The organism is Kocuria sp. (assembly GCF_030538595.1).
In the GTDB taxonomy this organism is placed as follows: domain Bacteria; phylum Actinomycetota; class Actinomycetes; order Actinomycetales; family Micrococcaceae; genus Kocuria.
In genome coordinates this window covers 103,052-110,189 of sequence record NZ_JAUNTS010000001.1, presented here as the reverse complement: position 1 = coordinate 110,189, position 7,138 = coordinate 103,052, and the positions used below count along the sequence as shown (strand labels likewise).

The window sequence follows — 7,138 nt, the reverse complement described above, 5'->3', positions numbered from 1 at the left end:
AGTCCTCCACCCCCACCGGCGCGGGCGGGGGCTGCGCTGGCCCCCGCGGCGGCCCCCCCCCCCACCTCTCTGCGCAGTGGCGCTACCCCGTGACCTCCCGGACGTCTTGGGGAGTGGCCGAATAGAAGCCCAGAAGACGGCAGTTGGCCTTCTGGAGTGCGGCGGTCATGGACTCATGCCAAGCCTGCGTCACCGTGGCAGGCAAGGTGTGCGGGGAGGAGACTGCGACCAGCATGGCCCCCACATCCTCCGGACCATGTTCCACCAGCTGGGCAATGGAGGTGGCAACTTCAGTTCGCTCGGCATCAGAACAACTCCAGTGCATGCCACCGATCTTGATGGGCGCTGGATGACCAACACCGTGGGAATCGCACAGCTCCACCAGCATGGTGTTCTGATGTCGGTCGCTGATGCTGACAATCAGGTCCACCACATCAGCCCCCAATCCGGGGGTGTTCAGAGGGAGTGTGGACCAGTTCTGGGGTAGGTCTTCAAAGCTCATGTATTCATGCTGCGCCCTACCCGCACCCGATGCACGGGTCATGTTCAACCTGTGGATAACTTTGCCGACCGCGTTGCTGCACTCGATTGCCACACCTGATTCCCACACCCGATTCATGGTGCGTGGGGCAGGCTGTACCCCTTCAGGTTTTGTCCATGCTCCGTGGAGGGGATGATTAGAAAGCATCCGGAAGCCGTGGATTTTTGATGACGCATCAACAATTCTGAGGGTTTTCCCAGGAAGGGTTGGATCGGATGTGGCGGTTGCCCTGCGATGCCCGCGCTGACGCGGAAGAGGGCCTCTGGGCTAGTTCCCAGATAACATTCAGATAACGAAAACATCACGTTTTAATAACGCTGGCGACCAGATTTGGGTTGCTGAGACGCCGTTGGGCTCCGTACGTTCATCGGCATCTCAGCACCGCGCTGAGTCTGGTCGCCCCAGGCGGCCACCGTCCACCGCGAAGGATTCGCCATGAAGAAGACCCTGGTCACCACCGCCGCCGTTTTGGCTCTGGCCGGCGCCGCCGCAGCGCCGGCATCAGCCGCCGATTGCTTCAGGGGCGCTGAGCAGGTTTCGCCCTCCAGCTTCTCCGCCGCAGCGCAACCGGAGCGTCAGGAAGCCCAGGCTCAGAACATCAGCTTCCAGTCCGTGGCCGCACCGCAGGTCAACAGCCAGGACGTTGGCCAGGCGGCTGAACCCTCAGCGCAGGTCACGACGGCGCCCGCCACAGATTCCGCCACCACGGATGGTGGAACCCAGGTCACCACGCAGTCCACCACCACGACCACCTCGGATGCTGCGACGTCGTCGTTCTCAGATCAGGTGGCGCAGGAGATGCTGGGCATGATGAATCAAGCTCGCGCAGAAGCCGGACTGGCTCCGCTGAGCACCAATGCCGATCTGACCGCCATTGCCGCCGGATGGTCTCAGCAGATGGCCGCCAGCAACTCGGCCAGCCACAGCCCCACGTTCATTGAGCAGACCCAGGCCACTGGTTCCACCAACATGGCTGAGAACGTGGCCTATGACGTCACCTCCGGCAAGTCAGTGCAGGAGACCGCGCAGTACTTCTACAACTTCTGGATGAACAGCCCGGGCCACTACGCCAACATCATGAATCCGGACCTCAATGCCATTGGCTTCAGCCTGGCTGAGTCCTCCAACGGATACGTGTACGCCACTCAGAACTTCGGCTCCTACTGAGTCGCAGGCCACGGGGGCAAGCCTGACGGAGATCTGCAGATCTCGCCTGGTGAAGGGGTGAGGGGACGCATGCGCCCCCTCACCCCTTCGGGCTTCAGGGGATCTCTTGACCAATGTGATCCATGCCATAGAACATGAGGTTGTGGGTACGGCGGGTTCCGGTCCCCGGATTTCGCTGCTCGGACACCACCATGACAAGGAGGTCATGATGTCGAACAACCGTGCTGTTGCGTACAAGGGTCCAGGGATTGTGGAGGTGGTGGACATTGACTACCCCACCTTTGAGTTGAAGGACGGGCCGGGGGTCAATCCAGCCAATGTGGGGCGCCAGCTGCCGCACGCGGCCATCTTGAAAGTGGTCACCACCAACATCTGTGGTTCGGACCAGCACATGGTGCGGGGGCGAACAACAGCCCCGGACGGTCTGATTCTTGGGCACGAAATCACGGGGGAGGTGGTGGAGACGGGGCCGGGGGTCGAGTTCATCAAAGAAGGTGACCTCTGTTCCGTTCCGTTCAACATTTCCTGTGGCCGCTGCGTCAATTGCAAAAAAGGGCGAACGGAAATTTGCCTCAACGTCAATCCGGACCGCCCCGGCAGCGCCTACGGCTATGTTGACATGGGTGGATGGGTTGGTGGCCAGGCTGAGTACGTATTGGTTCCTTACGCGGACTGGAACCTTCTGAAATTCCCTGACAGGGACCAGGCCATGGAGAAGATCTTGGATCTCACCATGCTGTCTGACATCTTCCCCACCGGTTACCACGGGGCGGTCTCAGCAGGTGTGGGCCCTGGTTCCAGCGTTTACATTGCGGGCGCCGGACCCGTTGGCCTGGCCGCTGCAGTCGGGGCGCAACTGTTGGGTGCTTCTGTGGTGATCGTGGCGGACATGGTTGACGAACGCTTGGAAGCGGCAGCGGCTTTCGGATGCGAAACGGTCGATGTGTCTCAGGAAGACCCTCGTCAAGGCATCGCAAGGATTTTGGGGCACGAGGAAGTGGATTGCGGTGTGGATGCGGTCGGTTTTGAAGCCCGCGGGCATGGAGCGGGTGCATCGGAAGCACCAGCCACAGTGCTGAACTCCCTGATGGACATCACAAAAGCCGGAGGTGCGCTGGGAATTCCAGGGCTCTATGTCACCGGTGACCCGGGAGGTGTTGACGACGCCGCCAAGGAGGGTTCGCTGTCCCTGCGGCTTGGTTTGGGCTGGGCCAAATCGCTGTCCTTCACCACCGGACAATGCCCCGTCATGCGCTATCACCGGCAGCTCATGGAGGCGATTCTTCATGACAAGGTGAACATTGCCCAAGCGGTCAATGCCACACCGATTGGATTGGACCAGGCCCCGCAGGGTTACGCGGAGTTCGATTCAGGGGTGGCCAAGAAGTTCGTGATTGACCCGCACGGGCTGACCGGAAAAGTCTCCTGACACCAGGGTCAGTTCAGCCTGACTGAGGCTCCCAACGTCTGGCGGAGTTCAACCAGAAGCATGGGGCCGGTAGGCCGCAGCAGGGGGCGAGGGGCGCATGCGTCCCCTGGCCCCCTGCATGCTTTACCGTGGCAGGGTGAGAACCATGGAAACGGGTGGGCCCAAGCTCTCTGCGGCCGCAGCCCGCCGTATTGCCCTGGCCGCTCAGGGTTTTCTGGACCCGCGGCCTGACCCCGGTGCGGTGACCACCCGGCACCTGAATCGTGTCATGCAGCGGGTCAAAGTGGTGCAGATTGACTCGGTCAATGTCCTGACACGCAGTCACTACCTGCCGTTCTTCTCCAGGCTGGGTGGCTATGACACGTCCCGCCTGGATGCCATGCGGGACCGCAGCCCACACCGGTTGGTCGAGTACTGGGCGCATGAAGCCAGCTTGATTCAACCCAGTACCTGGCCGCTGTTGAACTTCCGCATGGAACGGGCCAGAGATGAGGCGTGGGGCGGCATGCGCAGGATGCAGCGCGAGCGTCCCGACCTGGTGGCCGCAGTCCTCCAAGAGGTACGAGTGAGAGGCCCCATCACGGCCAAGGGGCTGGATGTGGCGTTGGATCTTGACCTTCCTCAGCGCCGTGACCATTGGGGCTGGAATTGGAGCGCGGTCAAAACCGCGTTGGAGTATCTGTTCTGGGCCGGGGAGATCACAAGTACTGGCCGGACGGCGCAATTTGAACGCCGCTACGTGGTGGCAGACAAGATCCTGTCTGTGGACTCAGCGCCGGACAGCGCCCAGGCTCATGTGGAATTGATGCGCGTGGCGGCACACGCCCACGGGATCGGCACCGCCAAATGTCTACGGGACTATTTTCGTCTGGGAGCGGCCGAATCTGCCCAAGCGCTGGCCTACTTGGTGGAGCAGGGAGAGTTGGAGACGGTGCAGGTGGACGGGTGGAAAGGGCCGGTGTACTTGCACTCAACCGCGCGGAAACCGAGAAGTGCCCATGTGGAAGCCTTGTTGAGCCCTTTTGATTCCCTGATTTGGCAGCGCGAACGCACGGAATCCTTGTTTGGCATGAAATACCGCCTGGAGATCTACACGCCGGCTCAGAAGCGCATTCACGGCTATTACGTTCTTCCCTTTCTCTACGGTGATTCCCTGGTGGCCCGGGTTGATCTCAAAGCTGACCGGGCCGCTGGTGTATTGCGGGTCCAACGGTGCACGTGGGAACCGCATGCTCCGCTGCAAGCGCAGGTGGCCCTGGAGCATCAATTACGTGCTTTGGCGCAATGGTTACAGCTGGAAGAAGTTGACACGTGTGAGTCATCCCCGGAGTGAGGCTCCACCAAAGGTTGCTGGGCGCTAGGTTGGTCTCAGGTGTTCACCTCATGTGAATACCGTCACCCATCGGACATGACGGTGGACTGATCCGGGAGAGTGTGGTGCGCAGATCCTCACAGGCCGCACACTCAGTATTTTTTGCTGGCCTCAATCAGGCTGTGGATGAGCATGTGTCACACGGTGGGGGCCTGGAGGCCCCGTTTGCCGTCGTTGACCTGGATGCCTTGAATGCCAACGCGGATGATCTGGTACAACGCGCACGGGGCCTCCCCATCAGGGTGGCCAGCAAGTCCGTGCGCTGCACCGCCATCCTGCGCCATGTCCTGGCACGCCCCGGCTTCAACGGCATCTTGGCCTACTCCCTGCCTGAAGCCATCCACTTGGTGCACTCCGGGGTCAGCGACGACGTCGTGGTGGCTTACCCCACCACACAGCGGGAAGCCGTGCGCACCTTGGCGGGGGAGCGCCAACTTGCCGAACGCATCACGCTGATGGTGGATCATCCGGACCAACTGGAGTTCCTGGAGCGCGCTGCGCCACAGCGTTCCCACGCCCTGAAACTGTGTGTGGATCTTGACTGCTCCCTGCGCGCAGGAAAGCTGCACCTGGGGGCGCGGCGTTCACCCATCCACACTCCCCACCAGGCAGTGGCCCTGACAGATCATGTGGTGCAGCGCATCAACGCCGGTCAGCGCTACCGGGTGGTGGGGTTGATGGGCTATGAAGCACAAATTGCCGGCGTGACAGATTCCAGCCCGGCGGTACGGGTGATGAAGCGCTTTTCGGTCGCTGAACTTGCCAGGCGACGTGCTCAGGCGGTCCACGCCGTGCGGGAGGTGCTGGCTCGCATGGGGCAACCGCCGCTGGAATTCGTCAACGGCGGTGGAACGGGATCACTGGACACCACAGCCAGAGAGGGTGCGGTCACAGAAGTGGCTGCGGGCTCGGGACTGTTCGGACCGCATCTTTTTGATCATTACCGCAGCTTCAGACCGCGTGCGGCGGCTTTGTTCGCGGTGGACGTCGTCCGCCATCCCGCACCCGGGCTGGTCACTGTCTATGGCGGTGGCTGGGTGGCCTCCGGAGCCAGTGGCTCTGACCGGCTTCCGGTGCCGGTTTGGCCACCCGGGCTGAAGTTGTTGGCGGCCGAGGGTGCCGGTGAAGTTCAGACCCCGTTGGCCGTTCGCGGGCATCAGCCCGGTATCGGCACGAGGGTGTGGATGCGCCACACCAAGGCGGGTGAATTGTGTGAGCACGTCAATGATCTGCATCTGATCCACAGCGCAAAGATCATGAACACCGTGCCCACCTACCGGGGAGAAGGAAAGGCATTTTAGGTGAAAAAACACGCTGTCTCCTGGCGTAACTGGTCTGGCCTGGAGAAATGCACCTCAGAAGAGGTGGTGGCTGTTCGCACGGAAGAGGAATTACGCACCACGGTTGCTTGTGCTGTGCAAAGTGGTCGGCGATTGAAAGCCGTGGGTGCCGGGCACAGTTTCAGTTCCATAGCGGTGGCCCCTGATATCCGATTGGACCTCAGTTCATGGTCCGGGGTGGTCGCCACGGATCAAGCACAGAAACGCATCACGGTGCGTTCTGGCACCCACCTGTGGGAAATGCCCCGGATATTGGCGCCCACCGGGCTTGCCATGCAGAATCTGGGGGATATTGACCGGCAAACTGTTTCCGGCGCCATCTCCACAGGAACCCATGGAACGGGATTGGCTTTTGGCGGGTTGGCTTCCCAAGTGGTGGGGCTGCGGTTGCTCACCGGAACCGGGGAAGAACTTGTGGTGGATGAAAGCAGCCCCGAACTTCTGGATGCCCTGCGTGTGGGCCTGGGTGCCTACGGGATCATCACAGAAGTCACGCTGCAACTGGTGGATGCCTTTGACCTCTCCGTGGTGGAAAAGGTTGAACCGCTGGCTGATGTTATGCAGACCTGGGAAGAGCGCTGCCGGCAGGTGGATCATTTTGAGTTCTTCTGGTTCGGCCACAGCAACCGAGTGGTGACCAAAACCTCTCACCGGCTTGCCCCAGGGCGGCAGCCTCATACGTCAAACCGCGGTGTGGCCGCTTTTGTCAATGACGAGATTCTGGGGAACACAGTCTTTGACCTGGCATGTCGTGTTGGGGCCCGAGTCCCGCGCAGTGTTCCGATCATGAATGAAATCGCCACTTCTGTGTGGCATTCTCCACCCAGAACCAGGGCCTCCCATGAACTTTTTGCCAGCCCCCGTAGAGTCCGATTTGCCGAATGTGAATATGCTCTGCGGCTGGAAGACGTCCCGGCGGCGCTGGGAGAGATTCGCTCGGTGCTGCGCCGGAAAGGGATGGCGGTTACGTTTCCCGTTGAAGTGCGCTGCGCAGCCCCGGATACGGCCTGGCTTGCCTCCAACCACGGACGTCCCACGGGGTACATTGCGGTTCATCAGCACAGAAGCGCGGATCACCGCCAGTACTTTGCGGCGGTGGAGGCTGTTCACGCTGTTTTTGGGGGCCGTCCGCACTGGGGCAAAGTGCACCGCCTTGCAGCGTCGGAACTGGCTGAGCTCTATCCGCGGTTCACAGATGCCGTGGAGCTGCGCGCTCGCTTGGACCCCCAGCAGATTTTCGGCAATGACTACATTGACAGCGTTCTGGGGGTCTGAAGCACCGTAGGTGG

The 7,138-nt window shown here is 61.3% G+C and carries 6 protein-coding genes; 5 read left to right on the top strand and 1 reads right to left on the bottom strand.

Annotated features, from left to right (window positions below):
- Positions 1–82 precede the first annotated feature (82 nt).
- Positions 83–544: a hypothetical protein gene (locus Q4G32_RS00470; RefSeq protein WP_303348423.1), complete on the bottom strand. Its 462-nt coding sequence runs from the start codon at positions 542–544 to the stop codon at positions 83–85.
- Positions 545–976: 432 nt separating this feature from the next.
- Here Q4G32_RS00470 and Q4G32_RS00465 point away from each other — a divergent pair, with 432 nt between their 5' ends.
- From Q4G32_RS00465 to Q4G32_RS00445, 5 genes are all read left to right on the top strand, one after another.
- Entirely contained in the window at positions 977–1,708 is a 732-nt protein-coding gene (locus Q4G32_RS00465) for a CAP domain-containing protein (protein WP_303348422.1), read from the top strand.
- Positions 1,709–1,916: 208 nt separating this feature from the next.
- Complete coding sequence (gene fdhA, locus Q4G32_RS00460; RefSeq protein WP_303348935.1) at positions 1,917–3,137, top strand: formaldehyde dehydrogenase, glutathione-independent; 1,221 nt, start codon at positions 1,917–1,919, stop codon at positions 3,135–3,137.
- A 145-nt stretch (positions 3,138–3,282) separates the two neighbouring features.
- The gene (locus Q4G32_RS00455) at positions 3,283–4,470 is read left to right on the top strand and encodes a winged helix-turn-helix domain-containing protein (protein WP_303348934.1); all 1,188 of its coding nucleotides are present in this window, start codon (positions 3,283–3,285) and stop codon (positions 4,468–4,470) included.
- A 161-nt stretch (positions 4,471–4,631) separates the two neighbouring features.
- Positions 4,632–5,810 carry an amino acid deaminase/aldolase gene (locus tag Q4G32_RS00450; RefSeq protein WP_303348421.1) on the top strand — a complete coding sequence of 393 codons (1,179 nt, stop codon included), beginning with the start codon at positions 4,632–4,634 and terminating at the stop codon, positions 5,808–5,810.
- Positions 5,811–7,124, top strand: coding sequence for a D-arabinono-1,4-lactone oxidase (locus tag Q4G32_RS00445; RefSeq protein WP_303348420.1), 1,314 nt, complete (start codon positions 5,811–5,813; stop codon positions 7,122–7,124).
- The last annotated feature ends 14 nt before the right edge of the window (positions 7,125–7,138 follow it).